General features: G+C 33.8%; 24 protein-coding genes. 13 read left to right on the top strand and 11 right to left on the bottom strand.

Annotated features, from left to right (window positions below; all coding sequences use genetic code 11):
• Positions 1–3 precede the first annotated feature (3 nt).
• Together C8P70_RS08080 and C8P70_RS08075 are read right to left on the bottom strand one after the other, a co-directional pair.
• Positions 4–240, bottom strand: coding sequence for a hypothetical protein (locus C8P70_RS08080; RefSeq protein WP_133712830.1), 237 nt, complete (start codon positions 238–240; stop codon positions 4–6).
• Positions 241–342: 102 nt separating this feature from the next.
• The gene (locus tag C8P70_RS08075) at positions 343–1,380 is read right to left on the bottom strand and encodes a YncE family protein (protein WP_133712829.1); all 1,038 of its coding nucleotides are present in this window, start codon (positions 1,378–1,380) and stop codon (positions 343–345) included.
• A gap of 257 nt (positions 1,381–1,637) precedes the next feature.
• Here C8P70_RS08075 and C8P70_RS08070 point away from each other — a divergent pair, with 257 nt between their 5' ends.
• The 7 genes from C8P70_RS08070 to dnaB all read left to right on the top strand — a co-directional run bounded on the left by C8P70_RS08070 (position 1,638) and on the right by dnaB (position 9,693).
• Complete coding sequence (locus tag C8P70_RS08070; RefSeq protein ID WP_133712828.1) at positions 1,638–2,774, top strand: ABC transporter substrate-binding protein; 1,137 nt, start codon at positions 1,638–1,640, stop codon at positions 2,772–2,774.
• A gap of 6 nt (positions 2,775–2,780) precedes the next feature.
• Positions 2,781–3,794 carry a FecCD family ABC transporter permease gene (locus C8P70_RS08065; protein ID WP_133712827.1) on the top strand — a complete coding sequence of 338 codons (1,014 nt, stop codon included), beginning with the start codon at positions 2,781–2,783 and terminating at the stop codon, positions 3,792–3,794.
• An 86-nt stretch (positions 3,795–3,880) separates the two neighbouring features.
• Complete coding sequence (gene tgt, locus C8P70_RS08060; protein ID WP_133712826.1) at positions 3,881–5,011, top strand: tRNA guanosine(34) transglycosylase Tgt; 1,131 nt, start codon at positions 3,881–3,883, stop codon at positions 5,009–5,011.
• 36 nt (positions 5,012–5,047) lie between these two features.
• Complete coding sequence (locus tag C8P70_RS08055) at positions 5,048–6,121, top strand: LptF/LptG family permease (RefSeq protein WP_133712825.1); 1,074 nt, start codon at positions 5,048–5,050, stop codon at positions 6,119–6,121.
• Positions 6,108–7,001: a DMT family transporter gene (locus C8P70_RS08050; protein WP_133712824.1), complete on the top strand. Its 894-nt coding sequence runs from the start codon at positions 6,108–6,110 to the stop codon at positions 6,999–7,001. The genes C8P70_RS08055 and C8P70_RS08050 overlap by 14 nt, the downstream gene beginning before the upstream one ends.
• 59 nt (positions 7,002–7,060) lie before the next feature.
• Positions 7,061–8,014, top strand: coding sequence for an acetyl-CoA carboxylase carboxyltransferase subunit alpha (locus C8P70_RS08045; protein ID WP_133712823.1), 954 nt, complete (start codon positions 7,061–7,063; stop codon positions 8,012–8,014).
• A 134-nt stretch (positions 8,015–8,148) separates the two neighbouring features.
• A complete protein-coding gene (dnaB, locus tag C8P70_RS08040) occupies positions 8,149–9,693 on the top strand; it encodes a replicative DNA helicase (RefSeq protein WP_133712844.1) in 1,545 nt (514 codons plus the stop codon).
• A gap of 90 nt (positions 9,694–9,783) precedes the next feature.
• On the opposite strand, the gene C8P70_RS08035 is transcribed toward dnaB, so the two are convergent.
• The 7 genes from C8P70_RS08035 to rsfS form a co-directional block, all read right to left on the bottom strand.
• Positions 9,784–10,551, bottom strand: a complete 768-nt coding sequence (locus C8P70_RS08035; protein WP_133712822.1) for a superoxide dismutase — start codon at positions 10,549–10,551, stop codon at positions 9,784–9,786.
• 2 nt (positions 10,552–10,553) lie between these two features.
• Complete coding sequence (locus C8P70_RS08030) at positions 10,554–10,817, bottom strand: acyl-CoA-binding protein (protein WP_133712821.1); 264 nt, start codon at positions 10,815–10,817, stop codon at positions 10,554–10,556.
• Between the two features lie 5 nt (positions 10,818–10,822).
• Positions 10,823–11,473 carry a phosphatidylserine decarboxylase family protein gene (locus C8P70_RS08025; protein WP_133712820.1) on the bottom strand — a complete coding sequence of 217 codons (651 nt, stop codon included), beginning with the start codon at positions 11,471–11,473 and terminating at the stop codon, positions 10,823–10,825.
• A gap of 3 nt (positions 11,474–11,476) precedes the next feature.
• Entirely contained in the window at positions 11,477–12,265 is a 789-nt protein-coding gene (locus C8P70_RS08020; protein WP_133712819.1) for a phosphatidate cytidylyltransferase, read from the bottom strand.
• A 1-nt stretch (position 12,266) separates the two neighbouring features.
• Positions 12,267–12,872 (bottom strand): LUD domain-containing protein, encoded by a 606-nt coding sequence (locus C8P70_RS08015; RefSeq protein WP_133712818.1) that lies wholly within the window; start codon positions 12,870–12,872, stop codon positions 12,267–12,269.
• Between the two features lie 109 nt (positions 12,873–12,981).
• Positions 12,982–14,949: an ATP-dependent zinc metalloprotease FtsH gene (gene ftsH, locus C8P70_RS08010; RefSeq protein ID WP_133712817.1), complete on the bottom strand. Its 1,968-nt coding sequence runs from the start codon at positions 14,947–14,949 to the stop codon at positions 12,982–12,984.
• A 20-nt stretch (positions 14,950–14,969) separates the two neighbouring features.
• The gene (gene rsfS, locus C8P70_RS08005; protein WP_133712816.1) at positions 14,970–15,341 is read right to left on the bottom strand and encodes a ribosome silencing factor; all 372 of its coding nucleotides are present in this window, start codon (positions 15,339–15,341) and stop codon (positions 14,970–14,972) included.
• 99 nt (positions 15,342–15,440) lie between these two features.
• Between rsfS and C8P70_RS08000 the strand changes: the two genes are divergently transcribed.
• Positions 15,441–16,172 (top strand): biotin--[acetyl-CoA-carboxylase] ligase, encoded by a 732-nt coding sequence (locus C8P70_RS08000; protein WP_133712815.1) that lies wholly within the window; start codon positions 15,441–15,443, stop codon positions 16,170–16,172.
• Positions 16,173–16,185: 13 nt separating this feature from the next.
• On the opposite strand, the gene msrB is transcribed toward C8P70_RS08000, so the two are convergent.
• Positions 16,186–16,590, bottom strand: coding sequence for a peptide-methionine (R)-S-oxide reductase MsrB (gene msrB / locus C8P70_RS07995; RefSeq protein ID WP_133712814.1), 405 nt, complete (start codon positions 16,588–16,590; stop codon positions 16,186–16,188).
• Between the two features lie 86 nt (positions 16,591–16,676).
• A complete protein-coding gene (locus C8P70_RS07990; protein WP_133712813.1) occupies positions 16,677–17,555 on the bottom strand; it encodes an alpha/beta hydrolase in 879 nt (292 codons plus the stop codon).
• Between the two features lie 117 nt (positions 17,556–17,672).
• Between C8P70_RS07990 and C8P70_RS07985 the strand changes: the two genes are divergently transcribed.
• The 5 genes from C8P70_RS07985 to porQ all read left to right on the top strand — a co-directional run bounded on the left by C8P70_RS07985 (position 17,673) and on the right by porQ (position 24,770).
• Positions 17,673–18,485 (top strand): M48 family metallopeptidase, encoded by an 813-nt coding sequence (locus C8P70_RS07985; protein ID WP_133712812.1) that lies wholly within the window; start codon positions 17,673–17,675, stop codon positions 18,483–18,485.
• Between the two features lie 75 nt (positions 18,486–18,560).
• On the top strand, positions 18,561–19,880 hold the full coding sequence (locus C8P70_RS07980; RefSeq protein WP_133712811.1) for an MFS transporter: 1,320 nt from the start codon (positions 18,561–18,563) through the stop codon (positions 19,878–19,880).
• Positions 19,881–19,966: 86 nt separating this feature from the next.
• Positions 19,967–20,956, top strand: a complete 990-nt coding sequence (locus C8P70_RS07975) for a DUF6252 family protein (protein ID WP_133712810.1) — start codon at positions 19,967–19,969, stop codon at positions 20,954–20,956.
• A 201-nt stretch (positions 20,957–21,157) separates the two neighbouring features.
• Positions 21,158–23,626 (top strand): endopeptidase La, encoded by a 2,469-nt coding sequence (gene lon / locus C8P70_RS07970; protein WP_133712809.1) that lies wholly within the window; start codon positions 21,158–21,160, stop codon positions 23,624–23,626.
• Between the two features lie 130 nt (positions 23,627–23,756).
• Positions 23,757–24,770: a type IX secretion system protein PorQ gene (gene porQ / locus C8P70_RS07965; protein WP_133712808.1), complete on the top strand. Its 1,014-nt coding sequence runs from the start codon at positions 23,757–23,759 to the stop codon at positions 24,768–24,770.
• Positions 24,771–24,778 lie beyond the last annotated feature (8 nt).

Raw genomic sequence — 24,778 nt, 5'->3', positions numbered from 1 at the left:
GTACTATCTTTTGGCTTTTTCTTTCAAACTAGTATTAATCGTTTCAGATAAGTCTTTTAATATCTTCTGGCATTCTTCATAGGCGATTTCAGGATTTTTAAAAGTGCCTAATTCTTTTGTGTTTTGTTGCAAGGTAAGTGTTTTGTCGTTGTCTGAGCCGATAAAATAGAAATAGAGTGCTGTAGCAAAAATTAGTGTCAACAATGTAAAGATGCTGTATTTAAGTGTTCTCTTTTTCATATTTAGCAGAAATGTCTAAGTAAAGTTAAGTAAAAAAATAAAGAGCTGATAAATTATACTAAAAATAAAAAAGGCTGTAAATTTTACAGCCTTTTATTGAGATTATTTTAATTTATAATTCTTATAGAATTGATTGGTTAAAATTCCGCCATAAAAGGATTTCAGCTTATCTCCCTTTAAATTATAGATGCTTATTTTACTTGCCTGATTGTAGTTACCCGCATCAGCAACATAAATTCGGCTGTCGATTACGTTAAATCCGTAAAATGTAGCAAATAAATCCGTTGCATCTTTAATAGTCAAGACAGGGTCAAGTTGTACAGTTGTATCATTAGGAAACCATTGATAAACCTGATTGTTTGATGTATAATACAAAATGTTTTCATCTGCTCTTAAATTTTGGGCATTCATGTTTTTAGTAGACAGAAAATGAGTAATCACTTTGTCATCCTGTGCATCTATTTTATAAAAATGAGAACGGCTATTAATGCTGCTTACTGCATAAATAAAGTCGGAATGAGCTACAATACTTTGCAGTTTGTCTTCCACTTGAATAGTTTTTACTATACCATCGGTTTTATCGTCAACAATTACGATTTCATTACCTTCACTAAAGGCTGCTTTTTGAATATATATTTTTCTGTTCAAAGTAGTTATATTATCAACAGGTCCGTTTAAGCTGATTTCATTCAAAAAATCAAAACTATTTGCATTGTAAATAGTAACGGATTGGCTTCCGTAATTAGTTACATACATTTTATTGTTGGAAAAAGCAATGTAGCGAGGTTGGTTTAGATTGCTTTCAATCGTATTCTCGTGTTTAAAAGTATATCGGTCAAAAACTTCTATTTTATTAGAATTGTTTAAAACAATGAACGCTTTGTTGTTATAAAAAGTTAAGCTTTGTGCTACATCTCCTAATGAATCGTTATTGTTTTTTGCAATATTTTCAACAATTTCAGAAAAATCAGTGCTGATAAAACCAAGCGAAGCATTTCCGCTCAGATAATTTCCTTCGTTTAAAAACAATATGCCGTTTTCTAAGCTTACCGGTGCTTTTTCTTCTACAAAAGGTGAGTCAGAAGTTGTACATGAAGCAAAAAAAGTTAACGATAACGCTAAAAATATCAGTTTTTTCATAATTCTTCTATAATGTAATTAATTTTGATTTCAAATGAATTTGTTTAACAAAATGTTAAGTGTTTTTTAAAGTATCAAAATTACTTTTAATTATTAAAAAAACAAGTTTTTTAAAGACTTTTTTAATACTACGCCCTTAAACCTCTTTTTAATATTTGAAATAATCAGTTTCAAATCAATTTAAAATTATGGCTGTTGCTGTAAACTGCAATATTGCAAAATAGTTATATTTTTGTAAGCATCCAAAATATAACGTTATGAACTATATAAAAGTATATCCTGTTTTCTTTTTGATGTTATTTTTATTATTAGGATGTAAAAATGAAAATAAAGAAAACAGTCAGAATACAGTAAGTAATGCCATCGAATATGCTCAAGGATTAAGTTTATTTGAATATGATAATTTTACTCTGCTTAAAGTGACTCAGCCTTGGATTGGAACGAATAGATCCTTCACATATGTTTTACACAAAAAAGGAGCTCAGCTTCCCGATTCACTATCTGTTTATCCTTTGATTCAGGTACCGATACAGAGTGTTATTGTTACTTCGACTACGCACTTGCCATCGCTGGATTTTTTGGAGGAAGTTAATTCTTTAAAAGGATTTCCGGGATTAGACTATATCTCTTCGGATAAAATAAGACAACAAATAAAAAAGGGAGAGATTAAAGAGCTAGGGCAGAATGAAAGTATAAATACAGAAGCAGTTTTAGATATTGAACCTGATGTTATAGTTGCGTTTGCTATGGATGAGCATAACTCTCCTTTAAAGACGTTAGAACAAAGTGGAATTCCTGTTATTTATAACGGTGATTGGACGGAGCAGAATCCGTTGGGAAAAGCGGAATGGATTAAGCTTTTTGGAACATTGTATGGTAAAGAAGCTCAGGCAAAAGAATTGTTTGATACTATTGTATCAGATTATAAATCTGTATTGGGTTTGATAGAAAATGAAAGCGATTTGCCGACAGTAATGAGTGGAGTTATGTATCAGGACGTATGGTATTTGCCGCAAGGAGAAAGCTGGATGGCAGTTTATCTGAAAGATGCTAAAGCTGATTATTTGTGGAAAGATACAAAAGGTACAGGTAGTTTAGCATTGTCGTTTGAAGCCGTGTTTGACAAGGCAAGAGAAGCGGAGTATTGGATTAGTCCGGGACATTATGAAACTTTAAAAGACCTTAAAGGTTCAAATGCACACTATGCAGAATTTGAATCGTTTAAGACCCGAAAAGTATACTCGTTTGCACCTGTGAAAGGAGAAACAGGTGGAACTCTTTTTTATGAATTAGGACCTATGCGTCCGGATTGGGTATTGAAAGATTTGGTGTCTATACTTCATCCGGAACTATTACCTGATTATAAACCTTATTTTTTTCAACAGCTTAAATAATATCCAATGAAGGACAAAAAAATATGGATACCATTGTTTGGCATATTATTGTTGACTGTTTTTATTGTTAATTTGTCTTTTGGTACCATAAAAATACCTTTTCTAAAGGTCATTGCTATTTTGCTGGGAGATACGGAAATTAAGCAGTCATGGCAATATATTGTCCTTAATTATCGCTTGCCTAAGGCGACAGTAGCGGTTTTGGTAGGAATAGCATTATCGGTAAGTGGATTGCTGATGCAGACTTTGTTTAGAAATCCCATGGCAGAATCTTATGTATTGGGAATCAGTTCGGGAGCAGGTTTGGGAGTAGCTTTGGTTATTTTGGGAAGTGCTTTATTGCCTCCTGCATTGGTAAGTGTTTTTACCTCTTCTTACGGAATTGTTTTAGTCTCTGTTTTGGGAAGTTTTTTTCTATTGCTATTAGTGCTTTTTGTCTCTAATCGCGTACAAAATACGGTTACAGTATTAATTGTAGGGATAATGTTTGGTAGTTTTGCTAATGCTCTGGTTTCTATTCTGACTTTTTTGAGCAGTGCCGAACAACTCAAACGATATACACTTTGGACACTGGGGAGTTTGGGAAATATTACGTGGGATATGATTGCCTTATTTGCCGGATGTACAATATTAGGGCTGTTTGGAAGTTTGCTTACAGTTAAATCTTTAGACGCTTTTCTGTTAGGGGATAACTATGCCTCATCTATGGGAATTGATGTCTTAAAATCTAGAAATTACATCATATTAATAACCAGCTTGCTTGCAGGAGCTTCTACAGCTTTGGTAGGACCAATTGCTTTTATTGGTTTGGCAGTTCCGCATATTGTCAGGTTAATATTACAGGTAAGCAGTCATCGAGCATTAATTATAGCTTCAGCATTTTTGGGAGCAATAATTATGTTGATTTGCGATGTGATTGTACAGGTAAAAGGAGATAGTTTTTTGCTGCCTATTAACGCAGTTACATCAATTTTTGGCGCACCGATTGTTATTTGGCTGTTAGTGAGAAAAAGAGTTTAAAAAACACTGTATTAAAGAGAAAATAAAATTAAAATTAAGAAGCATCGGCAGATTTAATTTATCTTTGCCAGTTGTAAATAGATAATATGGAGTTCGAATTATTGCACACAGACGTAAATTCGCGGGCAAGAGCAGGAAAAATTACTACAGATCACGGTGTTATTGAAACACCTATTTTTATGCCTGTCGGAACGGTGGCAACAGTTAAAGGAGTTCATCAAAGAGAGCTTCAGCAAGAGATAAATCCGGATATTATTCTCGGAAATACTTATCATTTGTATTTAAGACCCAAAACAGAAATTTTAAAACAAGCTGGAGGCTTGCATAAATTTATGAATTGGGATAGAAATATACTAACCGACAGTGGTGGTTTTCAGGTTTATTCGCTTTCTGCAAATAGGAAAATAAAAGAAGAGGGAGTGAAATTTAAATCCCATATAGATGGTTCATACCACTTTTTTTCGCCAGAAAATGTAATGGAAATTCAGCGTACAATAGGAGCCGATATTATTATGGCGTTTGATGAATGTACACCGTATCCGTGTGATTACAAATATGCCAGACGCTCCATGCATATGACCCATCGTTGGTTGGACCGCTGTGTGGAACACCTTAAAAAAACACCTGAATTATACGGATATTCCCAAACACTTTTTCCCATTGTTCAAGGAAGTACCTATAAAGATTTGCGCAAGCAATCGGCAGAGTATATTGCCGGAGTAGGAGCGGAAGGAAATGCTATTGGAGGACTTTCAGTAGGAGAACCTGCCGAAGAAATGTATGCGATGACTGAAGTAGTAACAGATATTTTACCCGTAGATAAACCCCGTTATTTAATGGGGGTAGGAACACCAATCAATATCTTAGAAAATATTGCACTGGGAATTGATATGTTTGATTGCGTAATGCCTACGCGTAATGCGAGGAACGGAATGCTTTTTACAGCAAACGGTATCATTAATATTAAGAATAAAAAGTGGGTAGCTGATTTTTCGCCTATTGACGAAATGGGACATACGTGGGTTGATACAGAATATTCTAAAGCTTATTTGCGTCATTTGTTTGCTGCTAACGAATCGCTTGGAAAACAAATTGCATCTATTCACAATTTAGGCTTTTATATGTGGCTGGTGCGAGAGGCAAGACAACAAATATTAAGTGGTACGTTCTATGATTGGAAAGCAAAAATGGTTAAACAGTTAGGTGAGCGGTTGTAAAAGATTAAGTTAAATAGATATAGATTTTCGAAACATATGAAAATTATAGATTGGTATATTTTAAAAAGATATTTAGCAACATTTTTTGTGATGTTGCTGCTTTTTGTACCTATTGGCATTGTAATTGACGTTTCGGAAAAAATCAATAAAATACTGGCAAATAAAGTACCGCTTTCTGCAACACTGATGTACTATTTAGATTTTACAGTCTATTTTGCCAATATGCTGTTCCCGATTTTCTTATTTATTTCCATCATATGGTTTACATCTAAGTTGGCAAATAATACGGAAATTGTAGCCATATTGAGTTCAGGTATTTCTTTCACGCGATTTTTGCGTCCTTATATAGTAGGAGCCACTTTTATTTCGATTCTGGCACTTGTAATGTCAATGTATATTGTTCCTAAAGCCAGTGCGGGATACAATGATTTCAGGTATAAATACCTAAAAAGAGATGAAGTCCGAGAAAGCCAGAATGTATTTAAACAAATTAGTCCTACAGATTTTATTTATGTAAGTAATTTTAATTATAATTCCAATACAGGCTATAATTTTTCTCTGGAAGTTTTTGATGGAAATAAACTGGTTTCTAAAGCAACAGCCAATAGAATTGTTTGGAATCCAGAAACAGAGACCTATACGTTGTATGACTATTTTAAACGCGAAATTGGGGAAGCAGGAGATAAATTGGAAAAAGCAGATTCAAAAGAATTAAAATTAGATTTTGATATAGATGATTTAACTCCGGTCATTTATGCTGCGGAAACCATGACTCTGGGGCAGCTAAAAGGATTTATTGATAAAGAAAAAATGCGGGGGTCATCAAATATCAATACATATTTAGTTGTGCTATACAAAAAATACAGTGTTCCTGTTTCTGCATTTATTCTTACGATAATTGCCGTTTCTGTATCTTCGATGAAAAGAAGGGGAGGCATGGGAATAAATCTCGCAATAGGAATTGCCTTAGCATTTACGTATGTGTTTTTTGATAAAATTTTTGGTACGCTTGCAGAGGCATCCAGTATTTCTCCGCTGATTGCCGTTTGGTTCCCGAATGTTGTTTTTGCCATATTGGCTGTATTTTTGTTGAAAAATGCTCGCAGATAATATTAAAAGTTATTTATACCTTCATTTAATCGTTTTTATTTGGGGATTTACTGCCATATTGGGGCATTTGATTTCTTTAGAAGCATTGTCTTTGGTATGGTACAGGATAGTGATAGCGGTTATCTCATTAGGGATAATTTTTCTGTTTAAAAAACAAACTATTAAAGATACTAAACAGAATATACTTAGATTTTTAGCTGCAGGCGTCATAATTGCTCTCCATTGGCTTACTTTTTTCTGGGCAATCAAAGTTTCCAATATTTCTGTAACGCTTGCTTGTCTCTCAATCGGGGCTTTTTTTACCTCCATTTTAGAACCTGTATTTTATAAGCGCAAGATTGTTTTATATGAAGTTTTCTTTGGATTTATTGTTGTTTGTGCCTTAATTTTGATTTTTAGCGTAGAACATCAATATGTAACAGGGATAATTTTAGGACTTATTGCTGCTTTTTTATCAGCTTTATTTTCTATTATCAATGGAAAGTTAGTGCAATACACACCCGCCCCTGTTATTACTTTTTACGAAATGGTAGGAGGAGTGATTATTTTATCGTTGTTTTTACTGTTTTCAGGAGGCTTTACAATACAGTTTTTCGCTATCAGTGCAGTAGATTGGTTTTGGCTGTTTATTTTAGGTTTTTTTTGTACGGCATTGGCTTTTTTGGGTTCGGTTTATATTATGAAGCATTTAACTCCGTATACCGTAATGCTAACTGTTAATCTTGAGCCTGTTTATGGTATCTTACTGGCAGTGTTATTGTTTAAGGATTCAGAAAAAATGAATTTTGAATTTTACCTCGGTGCGCTGTTGATTTTGAGTACGGTTATTTTGAATGGAGTGGTGAAACACAGAAAAAAAAGAAAACTTGGCAAACTATAGAGATTCTATTCAAGGAAAATTTTATCTTTGTAATTTAAAACTAAAACCAAAATTCACAAATGGAATATTTAGATTTTGAACTTCCTATTAAGGAACTTGAAGATCAATTGCAAAAATGTAATCTGATAGGTAAAGAATCGGATGTAGATGTATCGAATACATGTCAGCAAATTGAAAAAAAACTACAAGAGACTAAGAAAAATATATATAAAAACTTAACTGCTTGGCAACGAGTTCAATTGTCAAGACATCCCAATCGACCATATACCATGGATTATATCCATGCCTTGTGCGGAGATACTTTTTTGGAGCTTTTTGGAGACCGAAATGTAAAAGACGACAAAGCTATGGTTGGAGGATTAGGGAAAATAGGTGATCAAAGTTTTATGTTTGTCGGACAGCAAAAAGGCTTTAATACAAAAACCAGACAGTACCGAAATTTTGGTATGGCTAATCCGGAAGGGTACCGCAAGGCGCTCCGCTTAATGCATATGGCAGAAAAATTTAATATTCCTGTAGTTACTTTAATCGATACTCCTGGAGCATATCCGGGACTTGAAGCTGAGGAAAGAGGACAAGGAGAAGCAATTGCCCGAAATATTTATGAAATGTTCCGCATTCAGGTGCCTATTATCTGTATCATCATTGGAGAAGGAGCATCAGGAGGGGCATTGGGTATAGGTGTAGGAGATAAAGTTTCGATGTTGGAAAACACATGGTATTCTGTAATTTCTCCCGAGTCTTGTTCATCTATTTTGTGGAGAAGCTGGGAGTATAAAGAGCAAGCAGCAGAAGCTTTAAAATTGACCTCTTATGACATGAAAAAAAATAAGTTGATAGATGATATTATTCCTGAACCATTGGGAGGTGCCCATTCAGACCGCGAAGCAACTTTTATTGCAGTAAAAGACTATATTGTAACTGCTTACAAAGAATTAAGCAAACAATCGACAGAAAAATTATTGTCTCAGAGAATGGAGAAATATTTTGAGATGGGAGAATTTAAAAGCTAAAAATACATCGTTATAGAATGAAATCCGGGATATTCCCGGATTTTTTTGTTATCAACATTTTGCTGTGATTTATCAACAAAAAAAGTAAATAAGTTTAGGTTGAGTCCTACTTAAAAAAGATGTATTTTCGCAATATGGAACAAGCAACAGATATAAGACCGGTGAAGATGTACTCCAGAGAAGTAGTCGCTTTGGAAAAAGGTAAATTACCGCCTCAGGCAGTGGATTTTGAAGAAGCTGTGCTAGGAGCCATGATGATTGACAAAAAGGGGATAGATGAGGTAATTGACATTTTACAGCCTGACGCCTTTTACAAAGAAGCTCATAAGTATATTTTTGAAGCCATAGATCAGCTGTTTGTTGGAAATCAACCGATAGATTTGCTAACTGTGTCCGGTCAGTTGCGAAAAAACAGTAAGTTAGATTTTGTTGGCGGAGATGCTTATTTAGTCAGTCTTACGCAAAAGATAAGTTCATCAGCACATATTGAGTTCCATTCTAGAATTATTTTACAGAAGTTTATTCAGCGCAGTTTAATTCGAATTTCCAATGAAATCATTTCAGATGCTTATGACGAGACAACTGATGTTTTTGATTTGTTGGACAAAGCCGAAGCTCGCCTCTACGAAGTAACTCAAGGGAATATTAAAAAGAGTTCTGAAACGGCTCAGTCATTAGTCGCCCAAGCAAAAAAACGAATAGAAGAAATCAGTACAAAAGAAGGGTTAAGCGGTTTGCCTACCGGCTTTCATAAATTAGATGAATTAACTTCCGGATGGCAGCCTAGTGATCTGATTATTATTGCAGCTCGTCCAGGGATGGGAAAAACAGCTTTTGTTTTGTCCATGGCCAGAAATATAGCGATAGATGCAGGAGCAGGAGTAGCAGTTTTTTCATTGGAAATGTCATCTGTACAGCTAATAACCCGTTTGATTTCTTCAGAAACCGGGCTTTCTTCTGAAAAATTGCGTACCGGAAAACTTGAAAAACATGAATGGGAACAGTTAAACGTAAAAGTAAAAGATCTGGAAAGAGCACCTCTGTATATAGATGATACTCCATCCTTATCTATTTTTGACTTGAGAGCAAAAGCAAGACGTTTGGCTTCTCAGCACGGAATAAAACTAATCGTTGTAGATTATCTTCAGCTAATGACGGCAGGAGGTTCTCAAAAAGGAGGAGGAAACCGAGAGCAGGAGATTTCTACTATTTCCAGAAACTTAAAAGCCTTGGCAAAAGAACTCGATATTCCTGTAATTGCTTTGTCTCAGCTTTCTCGTGCGGTAGAAACACGAGGTACGTCTAAAAGACCATTGCTTTCGGATTTGAGAGAATCTGGTGCGATTGAACAAGATGCTGATATAGTATCGTTTATTTATCGCCCAGAGTATTATAAAATTGAAGAATGGGATGATGAAGAGCGCAGTCCTACGGCAGGGCAAGCAGAATTTATTGTGGCTAAACACCGAAATGGAGGGCTGGATAATATCAGGTTGAAATTTTTGGGCATGTTTGGTAAGTTTGATAACTTAGAAGATGACGCTTCTTCTTTTGACGGAACTTTCTCCTCTTCCCTAAATGAAGAGGGAGGATATGGTAATACAAGCTTTACTAATAACCTGCCTTCTGCCAGAGATGTATTTGGTTCTTCCGGAAATGACGACGATGTACCGTTTTAATATAATTTTGAAAACAAATAAAAAAACCGATTTAGTAAATATCTAAATTCGTTTTTTTTATTTTTTTAGAAGGAGGTTTAGTTTACCCTATTATTCACTCTTCAAATACTGCTCATTAGCAAACTCCCAATTGAGGTGTTGGATACAATTGTCAATATACGTGTGTAAATTATCTTGATAGGTCTGGTAGTAGGAGTGCTCCCATAGATCTATAGCAAGCAGAGGAGTTCCCAACATCAGATGACCCATTAAAGGGTTTTCATTATTGGCAGTAGTAACAATAGCTAAACTGTTGTTTTTACTAATTAGCCAAAGCCATCCTGATCCCACAAGCTCGAGCGCTTTTTCTTTAAATTCTTTTTTAAAACCAGACATATTGCCGAAAGCATTGTTTATGGCTTTTTGAAGTTCGGCATTAGGTTGCGTATCTTTTTTATTGGTAAGTGTTTTCCAAAAAATGTTGTGATTGTAATATCCGCCTGCAAGATTTTTTAATTTTTCATTTTTATTATCTGCTTTAAATACTATAGTTGTAATTGTGTCTTTTTCTATTGGTGTCTGATGAAGGCTTAAATTGAGTTGATCAGCATACTTGAGATGAATTTTATTATAATGTAAAAGCAGATGGTCCGGTTTAAATAAATCAGACAATTCGTCAAATTGATATGGAAGTCCGGGCATTTCCATTGGACCTTGTTTGGTTTTTATGGAAGACGGATTTGGGTAAGTAACTTCGGATTCTACAAAGACTTCTCTTTCGGGAATCTGAACTTCTATAAGCTCTTTTGGGTTATTACAGCTTCCGAGAGTTAAAATGCTGAATAAAAAAAAACATCTGAGGTAGCTATGATTCATCATGGTTAATCTAAAATTTCTTTTGCCAACTCAATATATTGTATTTTGGCTTCTTCACAAGAAAGATGACTGACTTGTGTCCATGCATTAAATTTAAACGCCTTTTTAAGATCTTGCGACATATGTTCAAAATCTTTATGGCTTAAACCATTGGTTGCTTGTTTGTAATAAGCGTAGATACGCAACATAACATCCGGTGCAAGGTTTCGAGCTTCCTCAGAAATGCGTTTGTACGCTTCGTTAAAGACGATATCTAAATCCTGATTCATTTGTTTTATTTACTCGCAATTACGGTTTTATTTCCAATTGCTTTTTGGTTTAATACCACATTTACTTTTGTATCCAAAGGCAAATATAAATCTACTCTTGAACCAAACTTAATAAATCCTGCATCAACTCCTTGTATTGCCTGCATTCCTGGTTTAGCATAATTGACAATTCTTTTAGCAAGTGCACCTGCAATTTGTCTATACATTACTTCTCCGAAAACAGGGTTATCGATGACAACTGTAGTTCTTTCGTTCTCCTCGCTTGCTTTGGGATGCCAGGCAACTAAATATTTACCTGCGTGATATTGGCTGTATTTAATTATTCCGCTTAATGCGTAGCGGGTAACATGAACGTTAACCGGAGACATAAAGATGGAAACCATTAATCTTTTTTCTTTAAAATATTCTGGCTCAAATACTTCTTCTATAACGACTACTTTACCGTCTACCGGTGCAAGAACCGTATTGTTTTGTGGAGTAATTGCTCGGTTGGGGTTTCTGAAAAATTGTAAAATTAAAATTAGAAAAACCAAAATAACAGACTGTACCGTCATCCTGATCCAGTCAATAACGATAAAATAGTCCGCCATGAGCACAAGGGCTACGGTAATGATCAACGAGATAAAAATAATTTTTGATCCTTCTTTATGAAACATGATTTATAAAATTTGAAAAATTATATATAAAAACGGTGCAACAAAAATAATGCTATCCAAACGATCTAATATTCCTCCGTGTCCTGGCATAATATTTCCGCTGTCTTTAACATTTGCTTCTCGTTTAAATTTGGATTCAATTAAATCGCCTATTGTACCAAATATTCCTACAAAAATAGCGCTACTAATCCAAATACCTAAACTAAAAAAGTTAAAAAATAAACTTAATATTATACTAGCGAGAATACAGAATAAAATTCCGCCTGCAAAACCTTCAATTGTTTTTTTTGGAGAAATGCGTTCAAATAATTTATTTTTACCCCATTTTTTTCCAATAATATAAGCAAAAGTGTCATTGGTCCATATCAGAATAAATATACTAATCACAATATTGGGCTCGTAATTGCTTTCAGAAAATGGGAGATATAAAATAGTAATAAAAGACGCTAAAATATATCCGGCAAATATGCCTAATTTAATAAGGAAAGAGTGATTTCCTTCTTTAGTAAAAAATAATTCGGCGGTTAGCGCTAACAAAATGATTACAGCAAAGACTGCAATGATTTTGATAGGAAAGATATCTCTGTTCCAGAAAACCGCTGAAGAAGCTACTAAGGAGAGGAGAATACACAAAAAAGCAGGTAGCTTGATAAGCTTTGCAAATTCATAAGAGGCAATCAGCATAAATATGCCAAATAAAATTTCAAAAGATAAAGGAGAATAAACAGTTGCGCCAACTAATAGTACAATGTAAATAACTCCTGATATTGCTCTTTTAACTGTCTCGGACATTTTATAAATCCTCTAATAATAGTAAATATAAGTTTTTTGGAGATCTTCCATAGCTTAAAAAGTCAGGATTTACAGAAGCCTTAAAACAATTAATGGCTGTAATATTACTAGGTAATGGGCTTCCGTATTTTTTTTTGATTTCTCTTAATCCGTCACTTTTAGTCCGGGTAATCTGACTTGTTTTGGCTAAAATAATAATGTTTTGAGGAAGATTGTTCGTTTTGATATCTCGTATTTGTTTATCTGAAAATAAAATGGATCCTTCGTCTGCGATCAGGCTTTCACAAGTTGATATAAAAAAAACAGGAGTTTCAACATCATTAAATTTAATGTTATTGCTTTGTAAGAGAGAGTGAAACTGATTTTCAAAAGTCAGAGCTTCTTTTTCAAACCAGTCATTTTCTACAAGAATATTCACAAAAGTTTCATTAAGGTCTTCTACTGCGTCACAGTAAAGAAATTTTCCTCCATTGTTTTTAAAGTTAACGGTAAACAACTCGTCAACAGGCAATACTTGCTCAGGAAGATATCGACTTCTCTCTGTATTAGATTCCTCTTCTTTTTGAGCAGGCAATAAACTTTTTAAAAACTTTTTGAAAATACTCATACTTACAGTAACGAGGTAAATTTATTATTTAAATATTCAAAGATAAAAAAATCTTAACTTAAAGTTGCCTTTAAGCTAAGATTTTTATTAAATATACTGCATTTTAATTTTATAACTCTTTTTCAGCAGAATCTTTTTGAGTGTTTTCCGATTCTCCAGAATTAGAGACCGAATCAAAAGGTCTTTTTCCGAAAATATTTTCAAGATCTTCTTTAAATATTACTTCTTTTTCACACAGTAAATCTGCCAGTTGAATTAATTTATCTCTATTAGCAGACAAAATATCAATAGCTCTTTGATATTGTCCTTCGATTAATTTAGAAATTTCTTCATCTATAACTTTTGCAGTTTCCTCTGAATATGGTTTCGAAAAATTGTATTCGTTTTGTCCTGATGAATCATAGTACGTAATATTACCTATTTTTTCGTTTAGTCCGTAAACGGTAACCATCGCTTTAGCTTGTTTAGTAACTTTTTCAAGATCGCTTAAAGCGCCTGTTGAAATTTTATCAAAGATAATTTTTTCAGCAGCACGTCCCCCCATAGTGGCACACATTTCGTCTAACATTTGCTCAGTTCTAACAATTTGTCTTTCAGCAGGTAAGTACCAGGCTGCTCCTAAGCTTTGCCCTCTTGGAACAATAGTTACTTTAACTAACGGCGAGGCGTGTTCGCACATCCAGCTTACAGTTGCATGACCAGCTTCGTGAATAGCGATTGCGTATTTTTCTTCCGGTGTAATGATTTTGTTTTTCTTTTCCAAACCTCCCACAATTCTGTCAACAGCATCTAAGAAATCCTGCATATCAACAGCTGTTTTACCTTTTCTTGCAGCTGTTAAAGCTGCTTCGTTACAAACGTTGGCAATATCGGCTCCTGAAAAACCGGGCGTTTGTTTAGCCAGAAAATCAATATCTAAATTATCAACTTTCTTAATATTTCTCAGATGGACTTTAAAGATTGCTTCTCGTTCTTTAACATCTGGAAGATCAACATAAATTTGTCGGTCAAAACGGCCTGCGCGTAACAAAGCTTTGTCTAAAATTTCAGCTCGGTTTGTAGCTGCGAGGACAATAACGTTGGTGTTTGATCCAAAGCCGTCCATTTCGGTTAGCAATTGGTTTAATGTATTTTCTCGTTCGTCATTTGAGCCTGAAAAATTGCTTTTTCCGCGTGCCCTTCCCACAGCATCAATTTCATCGATGAAGATAATGGAAGGTGATTTTTCCTTGGCTTGTTTGAATAAATCTCTTACTCTTGAAGCTCCGACGCCAACAAACATTTCAACAAAATCAGAACCGGATAGAGAGAAAAAGGGGACTTTTGCTTCGCCTGCAACGGCTTTTGCCAATAAAGTTTTTCCTGTCCCCGGAGGACCTACTAATAGAGCTCCCTTGGGGATTTTTCCACCGATGGAAGTGTATTTCTCCGGATTTTTCAGAAATTCTACGATTTCTTCTATTTCCTCTTTCGCTCCTTCGAGACCGGCTACGTCATTGAAAGTAATTTTTATATCATTTTTTTCATCAAATAACTTTGCTTTGGATTTTCCGATGGAAAAAATTTGTCCACCTCCACCTGCTGCACCCCCGCCCGTCATTCTGCGCATCATAAAAAGCCAGAATGCGATGATGATGATGATAGGTAAAAAGTTGATAAATAAATCTCCCCAATTGCTTTCGGTTTCAGATTTATATTCTTTTAATTTGCCTTCAGTGGCTGCCTGGTCTAATTTTTTTTGAAAAATTTCTGAGTTTCCTATTTCAGTAATATACTGAGGACCGGTATTTTCTCTTCCTAAAATTGTTTTGCGTTGCAACTCTTCAAATTCGCTGTTTTGCAATGCTTCTTCCGTTAAGTATATTTTGGCAGCAGATCGGGTAAATTCAACTCTTTCTACATACCCTTTTTCTAAATAATCAAATAGTTTTGACAAGCTTAGCTGCTTTGAGTCTCCAAGATTACTTCCGTTGGTCAAAAAATTGATAACCAGTATAATTGCTAAAATACTGGAGTAAACAATCCACGGACTGAATTTGGATTTATTTTGATTTGGTTTCATATTATTTCCTGCCATGAAGAATAAATTTATTGTAATTAATATTGGCTATCGATAACCGTTGTTTTAGCGTCTCCCCATAAATTTTCGATGTTATAAAACTCTCGAATACTTTTTTGAAACACATGAACAACAACGTTTACATAGTCCATTAAAACCCATTCTGCATTTTCTTCTCCTTCAATATGCCAAGGTTTATCGTGTAATTCTTTAGAAACTGTTTTTTGTATAGAACCGGCAATAGCGTTAATTTGAGTATTAGAATTTCCGTCACAGATAATAAAGTAATCACAAGCGGTATTGTCAATTTCCCTTAAATCCAATATGGTAATATTTTCTCCTTTCACTGTTTCTATGCCTTTGATGATGTTGGCAATCAACTCATCGTTGCTGATATTTTTATCTGCCATTTATTTTTTATACGGTTTTTTCTATGTTAAATATAATTGTTAGCTAATTTTGGCATCAAATATAATGAATCGCTTCTGATTTGACTATAACAATTTTGTATGAATATTATCAAACTCGATGCCACAGCATCTACCAATACTTATTTAAGAGATTTACTATATGCGTTTCAACTTGAAAATTTTACTGTTGTTGTTGCTGAAAATCAATTTGCAGGTAAGGGGCAAAGAGGAGCAGAGTGGCTTGTTGAGTCGGGTAGTAATCTTACTTTTAGCGTTTTATTGAAAGATTTACTTCCTTCTCCTGAAAGTGTATTTGATTTAAATATTGTGGTTGGAATAAGTGTTTTAAATGGATTGAAAAAAAAATATAAACTGCCATTTTCAATCAAATGGCCTAACGACATTTTGGCAGGAAATAAGAAAATATGCGGGATTTTAATTGAAAATATTATCAAGTCTAGCGGTGAGGTTTTGTCAATTGCCGGTATGGGAATAAATGTGAATCAACAAAATTTTGAAAATCTTCCTCAAGGAGCATCTTTGTTTAATTTATTGGGAATAAAAATAGATAAAGAGGAGGTTATGGAATCGGTATTAAATGAACTAAAACAAAATTGCGAAAGGTTAAAAAGCGGAGATAATAATGAATTGTGGAATGAGTATCATAAAAACTTATTTAAATATCAGGAAACCTGTGTTTTTGAATTGCCTAATAAACATACATTCGAAGGTGTTATACAAGGTGTTACTTGTCATGGTAATTTAACCGTAACAAAAGAGAATGGCACGATTGAAGAATTTGCAATTAAAGAGATAAAAATGCTTTACTAACTTTGGCGAAGTGCTATTTGCTATTCGCAGGGATGAATTTTAAAGAAATGGAATTCATACAATATCTGTCTCCGGTTGTTTCTTTTGGTCCATCGGGAAATACATGTCCTAAATGGCTGTGACAATTAGAGCAAATTACCTCAGTTCTGATCATACCATGTGACAAATCTCTGATATATTCAACGCTTCCTTCTATCGCTTTGTCAAAAGAAGGCCAGCCACAATGAGCATCAAATTTGGTATTGGAATCAAATAATATTTGTCCACAGGCTGCACAGTGATAAGTTCCTTTGTTAAAATTGTTGTTATGCTCTCCTGTAAAAGGTCTTTCAGTTCCTTTTTGGCGCAAAACGTAGTATTGTTTGGGAGTTAAAATTTGCGACCATTGTTCTTCGGTTGTGTGTTTGTCTTTTTTCATATCGGCTATTTTTTGATAGTTAGGGTTGTGTTGCTTACAAGAGACTAAAGCCACGAAAAGGAATATTGTGTATATATAATACATGGCTATTGGGAGTTTTGGATGAAATCTTTGATTTTTTCAATTACTTTTTTATCCCCCAAGATTTTTCGGTGCCCCAAGCCCTGAGTGATTAGCAATTCTCCATTTTGGATGTTTTTTTTAATTTGGTAGGCAGCTTTCACGGGAACGTCTATATCCTCTTCGTCGTGGATAATCAAAACAGGAATATCAATTTTTTGAGCAGCAAGGTGCACACAGTAACTATCCATGCTCTGATTAAATTGGTTTTCAAATCTATTTTTAATTTTTTCTGCTATAACAGGTTTTAGTTTGATTTGTTTTACAAAGTCTTCAATCACATCTTCTACAATGTCACCACTTCCAATAATGATTGCTTTTTTCGCTCTTAGACCGTTTTTGACAGCATGAATTGTTGTCATACCACCCAAAGAATGCCCAATAATTAAATCAAAATTTCCAAATTGCTTTTCAACTTCAAATACTGTTTCTATAAAATCAGCTAAATTTGTTTTGCTTTTAGGAGATTTTCCGTGTCCTGGAGCATCAAAACTAACAATGTCATAGCCTTGTCTCATTAACAAATTAGCAATAGATACCAATTGCGTTCCTCTGCCATTCCATCCGTGAATAAGAAGCGCTTTTTTATCTGCTTTTTTATTATTACCGTATTGGTATACAACAATGTCTTTGCGAATAGAAGGAATGGTGATTTTACTTTTTATGCTTTTGATGAACATTTCTCGTTCTCGTTTCGGAGGTTTAAATTTGATAGGGGTAATAAACAAGTTTTGAGCAAATTTTGCAGCTAAATCGATCGAAAAAAACTGTAAGAATTTACCCCATAAAATAATATATTTAGGGACTTCAAGTACTTGTTTAGCTTTGTTTTTATTGTTGTACATTGCTTTAGATTGTTTGTGATAAAAGTACAAAATATTAGAATAAACACAGTGGAATAAAAATTGAAAAATATTTTACAACTTAACAATTAACTGTTATTTTTGATAAAAAATGAAATTATGAAAAAAGTTTTGATTTGTTTGATAGTACTTTTTGCATTAAACTCTTGTAAAACCAATCCGTTTACTGGAAAAAATACAATGGCTTTTGTTTCTGATAGTGAAATATTCCCTATGTCTTTTCAGCAATATGACGAGTTTTTAAAAGAACATAAAGTAATAAAAGGCACTAAAGATGCTCAAAGAATTGAAGAAGTTGGCAAAAAAATCAAGGCAGCGGCAGAGCTGTGGTTGAAATCTAATGGATACTCAAGTTATTTAAAAGACTATCAATGGGAATACAACTTAGTAGATAGTAAAGAAGTGAATGCTTGGTGTATGCCGGGAGGGAAAATAGTTTTTTACACGGGTATTTTACCAATATGTAAAAATGATGCAGGAATTGCTACAGTAATGGGGCATGAGGTGTCCCATGCTTTAGCTAACCACGGACAACAGCGAATGAGTGCTGGTATTTTACAGCAGGTAGGAGCTGTGGCTGTTGATGCTGCAACAAGCAATTCAAGCGCAGCTACTAAAGAAGCGCTTTCTATGGCTTACGGTTTAGGTTCTAATTATGGAGGAATGTTGCCTTTCAGCAGGAGTCATGAAAGTGAAGCTGATAAGATAGGTTTGACATTAATGGCTATTGCCGGATATAATCCGGAAGAAGCGGTTGATTTTTGGCAAAGGATGGCTGCGAATAGTGGAGGTGGGAGCGGATCTTCTTTTTTTAGTACTCACCCAAGCAATGAACAGCGCATCAACGATTTAAAGAAAATGATACCACAAGCTAAAGCTGAAGCAGCTAGGTTTGGTGTAACGTTTAAGTAATAAATAAAGAGAAAAAAGCTATCTTAATGTGAGTTGAGATAGCTTTTCTGTTAGAAATTACTCTATTTTAATTATATGGCAAACTTTGTTAAAGGTGACAAAAAGATTTTAAATGCATGGGCATTTTACGATTGGGCAAATTCAGTTTATGCATTAGTGATATCTTCTTCTATTTTTCCACTGTATTACGGGGCACTGTTTAGAGAATTAAGCATAGATACTTATCCGTTTTTTGGAGTAGAAATAAAAAGCGAATCTATTATTAGTTATGTTACGGCTGTAGGATTTCTTATAGTGGCCGTATGTTCTCCATTGCTTTCAGGTATAGCAGATTACTTAGGAACGAAAAAATTTTTTATGAAATTGTTTTGTGTTATAGGAGCTTTGTCCTGTATGCTGTTATATTTTTTTAGTTTAGAATATATTGGTGTTAGTTTGCTAATTTATATGTTTGGATTGATTGGTTTTTGGGGGAGTTTAGTTTTTTATAACTCATATCTTCCTGATATTGCATTTGAAAACCAACAAGATAAAATTAGTGCTAAAGGATATGCTCTAGGGTATATTGGCAGTGTGATTTTATTACTCGTCAACTTAGGAATGGTAATGAAATATGATGTTTTAGGTTTTAGTTCAGCCTTATCCGCTATGCGCTGTTCTTTTTTGTTGGTAGGTCTGTGGTGGATAAGTTTTAGTTTGTATACTTTTAAACACCTGCCGGATTTTAAAAAAGATAAAAAATTGACGTATTCTATTTTTTTTAAAGGATTTAGAGAGATTAAAAAAGTTTGGAAAGAACTTCAAGACTATAATTCGCTAAAAAGATACCTCATAGCATTTTTTGTGTATAGTATGGCTGTACAGACCGTAATGATAATAGCTGCTTATTTTGGCGAAAAGGAAATTGCATGGCAGTCAGATAGCCAAAGGACAACAGGTTTAATTATTAGTATTTTAGTTATTCAGTTAGTAGCTGTTTTCGGAGCGTATCTTACTGCAAAATTATCAGAAAAAATAGGAAATATATATACTCTATGTGTATTGAATATTTTGTGGGTGGGAATATGTGTCTATGCTTATACAATTGTTTTGCCTAATGAATTTTATGTAGCTGCAGGATTGGTAGGATTAGTTATGGGTGGCATTCAGTCTTTATCCAGGTCTACTTATTCTAAAATGCTGCATAAAACAACAGATACTACTTCTTTTTTTAGTTTTTATGATGTTACTGAAAAAATAGGAATTGTAGTAGGGATGCTGTTTTATGGTTTTATCAGCGATATAACAGGAAAAATGCAAAATGCAATTTTACTACTTATCGTGTTTTTTGTATTGGGATTTGTACTTTTACTGAGGGTACCTAAGGTAAAAGGTGAATATAAAACTATAAAATAAGATTAAATGTTAAATGTTAACAAGGATATAACATAATGTAAAAAAAATTATATATTTGGAGCTATATATAAGAGTAATTAGATTATATGAAAAGAGTTATTTTATTAAGTGCAATTTGTTTATCATTTTTAACAACAACTTTGTTTACGTCGTGTGATAAAGAATCTTCTAATTCTAATTTAGATAACCCTGAATTGGTGGGAAAACCTTATTTTACAGTTCTTTTAAAAGATAGTGCATATGTAAGGGATGATGTAAAAGCACAACTTACTAATAAAGGAGCTTTATCCATTGTTGTGTCAAAATTGGGAAAAGAAGAGAAAGATGTACTTCAAATTAATTTATTGAAATTTCAAGAAGGAAGTTTTCCTACTAATGTAAATGTAGCAATTTATCTCTATGGAGAAGAGATAGATGAGCATTTTGATATGGCAACCTCTCAAGATCCAGAAAGACCTGAATGGAAAAGTGGTATGGTAAAAATAAATAGAATCAATAAAGAAGCAAAAGTTATTGATGGAACATTCAAAATTGAAATGTTGCCGAATACACTAAATATAAATCACCTTGACAATTTTACGATAGAGGGAGAATTCGGAAATTTACCTTATGAAAGAGCCACTTCTAATACTTCGGGGAGCTTCCTTTATACCTTAGTAGATGGAGAACCTTTGAAAGATTTAGAAATAAATACTATTCATAATTCCGATACAAATCAAATTACTTTCAATGCATTTAATCCAAGTTATAGAAATCAAAATTTAAAACTTCAATTTCCAGTTGATATTCAATTAGGGGATTATACTTATGAAGACTTTTCGGTGAGTTATACTTCTTTGTATGGTGTAAAGTATTTTTCAAATAATGAAGACTCTGCGTTAAATGGTAGTTATTTAAAAATCGATAAAATTGAGGATGTATTTCAAGAGAATAAAACTTTTAAAAGATACTATGGAAGATTCGATTTTAAACTTCGAGAAGATAGAGGCACGCATGTTTTACAAATGACAGAAGGGGAGTTTGTGGCGAGAGTTGAAATTCAAAAACCAGAGCAACCGCCCGTTATTGAATTATAAAAATTAAAATAAACAACGTAAAATAATAAAAAAGCCTGCTTCCAGAAGCAGGCTTTTTTATGGCATAAAGATTGACTAATATATCTATATATCTAATATAAAAGAAAGAAGTCGTTTGGTTTTCAGTGTGTTGTGAAAATAAAGAAAAAGGAAATTTTGTATTTAAATATCAAATACTGACAAAATGACGCAAATGAAATTATGGCAAATCAAAAAATTATAACACTTGACAATCTGTCGTTACAAGATATTGTGGATGGGGATTCTGAGTTTATTCCTTTGTTAACTTCTGAGGACGAAGAGGAAATCAAAAGAGAGGAACTTCCCGAGGAGTTGCCCATTTTACCTTTGAGAAATATGGTTCTTTTTCCCGGAGTTGTCATTCCGATTACGGCAGGAAGAGATAAATCGATTGAGCTTTTGACTTCAGCAAATAAAGGAAATAAAACAATAGGCGTAGTAGCTCAGCTAAACGAGTCGACAGAAAATCCGGGAGTTAAAGATATTTATCGCGAAGGAACTGTAGCTCGTATTTTAAAAGTATTAAAGCTGCCGGATGGTAATGTAACAGTTATATTACAGGGGAAAAAGCGTTTTGATCTGGTCGAAATAATTGAGGAGGAACCTTTTTTAAAGGCGAGGATTCAAGAGCGGACAGAAACTTATCCGGAAGCAAATAATGAAGAGTTTTTAGCGGTAGTGGAATCTATTAAAGAGGTTGCCGTTGAAATTATTAAAGAAAGTCCAAATATTCCGTCAGAAGCAACTTTTGCGATTAAAAATATAGAGAGCAATTCTTTCTTGATCAATTTTGTTTCTTCTAATATGAACCTTTCGGTAGAAGAAAAACAGCAATTGTTGAGAATAAATGATTTAAAAGACAGAGCTTTTGAAACATTGAGATTTATGAATATTGAATTGCAAAAATTAGAATTGCGCAATAATATTCAATCAAAAGTTAGGATTGATTTAGATCAACAGCAAAAAGAATACTTTCTGCATCAGCAAATGAAAACGATACAGGAAGAGTTAGGCGGTTTTTCTAATGAAGAAGAGTTTGAAGAGATGCGTCAGCGTGCTAAAAATAAAAAGTGGAATAATGAAGTTAAAGAAAGATTTGACAAAGAATTACTCAAATTTCAGAGAATGAATCCACAGGTTGCTGAATTCGGTATTCAAAGGAATTATTTAGAGTTAATATTAGACCTGCCTTGGAATACCTATTCAAAAGATCAGTTTGATTTAAACAAAGCACAAAAAATCTTAAACAGAGACCATTACGGGATAGAGGATGTTAAGAAAAGAGTATTAGAACACATGGCGGTTTTAAAGCTTCGCAACGATTTAAAGGCGCCAATTCTTTGTTTGTACGGACCTCCGGGAGTAGGGAAAACATCTATTGGAAAATCAATAGCGGAAGCTCTGGGACGTGAATATGTCCGAATTTCACTGGGAGGATTAAGGGACGAAGCGGAAATAAGAGGGCATAGAAAAACTTATATTGGAGCAATGCCTGGTCGTATTATTCAAAGTATAAAAAAAGCAGAAACATCCAATCCGGTTTTTTTATTGGATGAAATTGATAAATTGTCATCAAGTTATAATGGAGATCCTTCGTCAGCTTTATTAGAAGCATTAGATCCGGAACAAAATTCAGATTTTTACGACAACTTTTTAGAAATGGGATATGATCTTTCTAAAGTAATGTTTATCGCTACATCTAATAGTCTGAATACAATTCAGCCGGCGTTGCGCGATCGAATGGAGATCATAGAAATGAATGGCTATACGATTGAAGAAAAAATTGAAATCGGAAAACAGCACTTACTGCCCAAACAATTAAAGGAGCATGGGCTTACACCCCAAAATGTTTCTGTAAATAAAAAAGTTATGGAATTTATCGTGACTAATTATACAAGAGAATCTGGGGTAAGAGGATTGGACAAGCAGTTGGCACATATAGCTCGCGGAATTGCTAAAAAAATTGTTATGGAGGAAGCATATGAAGTGAAATTAACAGAAGAGGAAGTGAGACAAATTTTAGGGGCTCCGCGTTTTGAAAGAGATAAATATGAAAACAATGATGTAGCAGGAGTTGTAACTGGCTTGGCTTGGACAAGTGTAGGTGGAGATATTCTGTATATTGAATCCATTGTTTCTAAAGGAAAAGGAGGGTTAAGCATTACGGGAAATTTAGGGAATGTAATGAAAGAATCAGCTACAATTGCTTTAGAATATATTAAAGCTCATGCTGATGAATTGAAAATATCTCAGAGTGTTTTGGATAATTATAAAATCCATTTACATGTTCCCGAAGGGGCTACGCCAAAAGATGGTCCAAGTGCGGGTATTGCTATGCTAACGTCAATGGTTTCTTCTTTTACTCAGTATAAAATCAAGAAAAACTTAGCTATGACAGGAGAAATAACTTTGAGAGGGAAAGTTCTTCCGGTAGGCGGAATTAAAGAAAAGATTTTAGCAGCTAAAAGAGCTAATATTAAAGAAATAATTCTGTGTAAAGACAATAAAAAGGACATAGAGGAAATAAAAGAAAATTATCTGAAAGGGCTTACGTTTCATTATGTAGATAAAATGGAAGAAGTTTTAGCGATTGCCATAACAAATCAAAAGGTAAAAAAACCAAAAGAATTTAAAACGGAAGAAAAGTAAGACTAAACATAATTAATAATTTAAAAGCACAGTTCTGTACAAAACTGTGCTTTTCTTTTTTATTTTTGTGTCAAGAAAAATAATATCTTAGCTATTAGTGATTCGTCACAGTTATAATTACAGAAGTTGAATGTTTAAAAGATTTGTTTTATTATTTAGTATAATCTCCTACAGTTTGGCAGCACAAGTTGGAGGAGATTATACTTATCAGTTTTTAAACCTGACTACTTCGCCCGTACAAGGAGCTCTTGGAGGTAAAAACTTCACTAATTCAGGAGACGAAGTTTCTTTGTCTTTTTCTAATCCCGCAAGTATCAGCAAAACAATGAACAATCAATTATCGCTTAATTTTAGCAGAGTTTTTAATGCTATAAATTACGGATCTGCGGCTTATGTAAAGTCTTTTGACGATCACAAAAATCTGTTTATAGGTGTTAACTATATTAATTACGGTGATATTGAAGGATATGATGAGTGGGGAAATCCGGTTGGAAGTTTTTCCGGTAATGAAGTAGCACTGTCTTTAGGAACATCCTATAATATTGAACGTACCAATTGGTATTTTGGGGTGAATGCTAAGTTTATTTTTTCTAATATGGAAATTTATAATTCTTTAGGAGCGGCTGTTGATTTAGGTGTGTTATACAAAGATGAAGATAGTAATATAGACTTTGCTTTTGTAATTAGAAACTTGGGAGGACAAATAACTTCTTATGCAGAGCATCGCGAAAAAATGCCGTTAGATATTGCATTAGCACTTTCAAAAAAATTAGAAAATGTACCTTTGCGCTGGCATCTAGCTTTAGATAATTTACAGAAGTGGGATTTATCATATTCTAATCCCAATAGAGGCGAGGCAGATTTGGAGGGTAATAGAAAAGAAGAAAAGATAAGTTTTTTTAATAATGCCCTGAGGCATATTACTGTAGGAATAGAGCTTTTTCCTGATAAAAAATTTAATTTAAGAGTGGGATACAATTTTAGAAAAGGGGAGGAATTGCGTATTGTGGATCAGCGACATTTTTCTGGATTTACAGCAGGAGCGGGCTTTAAATACAATCGATTTAAGTTTGACTATTCATATGCAAGACAGACTGTAGCTGCCAATACAAGTATGTTTGGTGTTTCAATTGATTTGAATTAATTAAAAAG

It is taken from the genome of Myroides indicus (assembly GCF_004364575.1).
GTDB lineage: Bacteria > Bacteroidota > Bacteroidia > Flavobacteriales > Flavobacteriaceae > Flavobacterium > Flavobacterium indicum_A.
The sequence above is the reverse complement of the archived record's forward strand: the minus strand, read 5'-3'. Positions and strand labels throughout refer to the sequence as shown.

What these genes read in the sequence shown, in the direction of transcription:
- C8P70_RS08000 (WP_133712815.1), top strand. Translation starts at nt 15,441, where the DNA reads ATGAATATTATCAAACTCGATGCCACAGCATCTACCAATACTTATTTA.
- porQ (WP_133712808.1), top strand. Translation starts at nt 23,757, where the DNA reads ATGTTTAAAAGATTTGTTTTATTATTTAGTATAATCTCCTACAGTTTG.
- C8P70_RS08015 (WP_133712818.1), bottom strand. Translation starts at nt 12,872, where the DNA reads ATGAGTATTTTCAAAAAGTTTTTAAAAAGTTTATTGCCTGCTCAAAAA.
- C8P70_RS08070 (WP_133712828.1), top strand. Translation starts at nt 1,638, where the DNA reads ATGAACTATATAAAAGTATATCCTGTTTTCTTTTTGATGTTATTTTTA.
- C8P70_RS08050 (WP_133712824.1), top strand. Translation starts at nt 6,108, where the DNA reads ATGCTCGCAGATAATATTAAAAGTTATTTATACCTTCATTTAATCGTT.
- C8P70_RS07985 (WP_133712812.1), top strand. Translation starts at nt 17,673, where the DNA reads ATGAAAAAAGTTTTGATTTGTTTGATAGTACTTTTTGCATTAAACTCT.
- ftsH (WP_133712817.1), bottom strand. Translation starts at nt 14,949, where the DNA reads ATGGCAGGAAATAATATGAAACCAAATCAAAATAAATCCAAATTCAGT.
- C8P70_RS08080 (WP_133712830.1), bottom strand. Translation starts at nt 240, where the DNA reads ATGAAAAAGAGAACACTTAAATACAGCATCTTTACATTGTTGACACTA.
- C8P70_RS08025 (WP_133712820.1), bottom strand. Translation starts at nt 11,473, where the DNA reads ATGTTTCATAAAGAAGGATCAAAAATTATTTTTATCTCGTTGATCATT.
- C8P70_RS08035 (WP_133712822.1), bottom strand. Translation starts at nt 10,551, where the DNA reads ATGATGAATCATAGCTACCTCAGATGTTTTTTTTTATTCAGCATTTTA.
- msrB (WP_133712814.1), bottom strand. Translation starts at nt 16,590, where the DNA reads ATGAAAAAAGACAAACACACAACCGAAGAACAATGGTCGCAAATTTTA.
- C8P70_RS08055 (WP_133712825.1), top strand. Translation starts at nt 5,048, where the DNA reads ATGAAAATTATAGATTGGTATATTTTAAAAAGATATTTAGCAACATTT.
- rsfS (WP_133712816.1), bottom strand. Translation starts at nt 15,341, where the DNA reads ATGGCAGATAAAAATATCAGCAACGATGAGTTGATTGCCAACATCATC.
- C8P70_RS08045 (WP_133712823.1), top strand. Translation starts at nt 7,061, where the DNA reads ATGGAATATTTAGATTTTGAACTTCCTATTAAGGAACTTGAAGATCAA.
- lon (WP_133712809.1), top strand. Translation starts at nt 21,158, where the DNA reads ATGGCAAATCAAAAAATTATAACACTTGACAATCTGTCGTTACAAGAT.
- C8P70_RS08030 (WP_133712821.1), bottom strand. Translation starts at nt 10,817, where the DNA reads ATGAATCAGGATTTAGATATCGTCTTTAACGAAGCGTACAAACGCATT.
- C8P70_RS07990 (WP_133712813.1), bottom strand. Translation starts at nt 17,555, where the DNA reads ATGTACAACAATAAAAACAAAGCTAAACAAGTACTTGAAGTCCCTAAA.
- dnaB (WP_133712844.1), top strand. Translation starts at nt 8,149, where the DNA reads ATGGAACAAGCAACAGATATAAGACCGGTGAAGATGTACTCCAGAGAA.
- C8P70_RS08065 (WP_133712827.1), top strand. Translation starts at nt 2,781, where the DNA reads ATGAAGGACAAAAAAATATGGATACCATTGTTTGGCATATTATTGTTG.
- C8P70_RS08075 (WP_133712829.1), bottom strand. Translation starts at nt 1,380, where the DNA reads ATGAAAAAACTGATATTTTTAGCGTTATCGTTAACTTTTTTTGCTTCA.
- C8P70_RS08020 (WP_133712819.1), bottom strand. Translation starts at nt 12,265, where the DNA reads ATGTCCGAGACAGTTAAAAGAGCAATATCAGGAGTTATTTACATTGTA.
- C8P70_RS07975 (WP_133712810.1), top strand. Translation starts at nt 19,967, where the DNA reads ATGAAAAGAGTTATTTTATTAAGTGCAATTTGTTTATCATTTTTAACA.
- tgt (WP_133712826.1), top strand. Translation starts at nt 3,881, where the DNA reads ATGGAGTTCGAATTATTGCACACAGACGTAAATTCGCGGGCAAGAGCA.
- C8P70_RS07980 (WP_133712811.1), top strand. Translation starts at nt 18,561, where the DNA reads ATGGCAAACTTTGTTAAAGGTGACAAAAAGATTTTAAATGCATGGGCA.